Annotated in this window: 1 protein-coding gene; it reads right to left on the bottom strand. The window is 52.8% G+C overall.

Annotated elements, in window-relative coordinates:
* Positions 1–32: 32 nt before the first annotated feature.
* Positions 33–1,132 (bottom strand): IS3 family transposase gene (locus JJB97_RS18075; protein WP_238715457.1). Its coding sequence is split into 2 segments (ribosomal slippage): positions 33–877 and positions 877–1,132, totalling 1,101 coding nucleotides; the frame shifts between segments, so codons are not numbered across the junction.
* Between the last annotated feature and the right edge of the window lie 66 nt (positions 1,133–1,198).

Genomic DNA, 1,198 nt, shown 5'->3' with positions numbered 1-1,198 from the left:
TGACCCTGGCCCAAATTCAGTACAGTGCTAAATCAGAGATCTTCGTCTTTCCGGAGACTTCGGATAAATTCAGCCGGAGTCATGTCATTTAATGATGAATGCGTTCTCTCATGATTGTATTCCCTGCGCCAGTTGTCGAGTTTTTCCTGTGCATCTTCCAGCGACAGGAACCAGTGAATGTTCAGGCATTCATCCCGCAGGCTGCCGTTAAATGATTCAATAAACGGATTATCTGTCGGTTTTCCGGGACGCGAGAAGTCCATCGTGACACCGTGTTCATACGCCCATTTATCCAGGCTTTTCGAGATAAATTCGCTGCCGTTATCCGTCTGAATACGTACCGGCAGGCGCTTATCCAGCACCCGCAGTGCTTCCATTACGCGGACCACATCCTCACCCTTCAGTGATTTTCCAGCATGGATTGCCAGGCATTCCCGACTAAAATTATCCACTACAGTCAGTGCCCGGAAACGCCGTCCGTTAAACAGACTATCCGACACGAAATCCATACTCCAGCACTGATCGATGTGCGTCAGGGCCGGGCGCTGCTGACGGTGTGCCGCACTGATATGCCTGCGGGGACGTTTCCTGCGCAGATTCAGGCCTTCCAGACAATAAATCCGGTGTGTTTTCTTATAGTTAATTAGCCAGCCTTCCCGTCGCAGCAGGACGTGAATGCGCGGACAGCCATAGCGTATTCGTGTTTCCGCAATTTCCCTGATGCGCAGGGTTATCGCCCGATCGTCGCGCCGACTCTGCCAGTGGTAAACGGTTCTGCTCTGCATCAGCAACCCGCATCCCCGGCGGACGCTGATACAATATGCCTCCCGCAGGAAATGCACCGCCTGGCGCTTCTGAGCCGGCCTCAGAACTTTTGCTTTAGTACCTCCTGCAGCATCTCCTTGTCCAGACTCAGGTCAGCGACCAGCTTCTTCAGCCGCTGATTCTCATCCTCCAGCTGCCGCAGACGACGCAGTTCCGTCACGCCCAGACCGGCAAATTTTTTCTTCCAGTTGTAAAACGTGGCCTCAGAAATCCCCATCTTTCTGCAGACTTCCCCGACGCGAGTGCCGGTTTCGGCCTGTTTCAGCGCAAACGCTATCTGTTCTTCGGTATAACGGGTCTTTTTCATGGCGGATATGCCTCCCGGTAAAGTGGAAAAAAGACCGGATACTCCAGTTTAGCCTGGCACTGTTTT

Source organism: Tenebrionibacter intestinalis (assembly GCF_016632365.1).
Taxonomy (GTDB): Bacteria; Pseudomonadota; Gammaproteobacteria; order Enterobacterales; family Enterobacteriaceae; genus Tenebrionibacter; species Tenebrionibacter intestinalis.
Note: the sequence above shows the minus strand (reverse complement) of the source record. Positions and strands in the feature narration are given on the sequence as shown.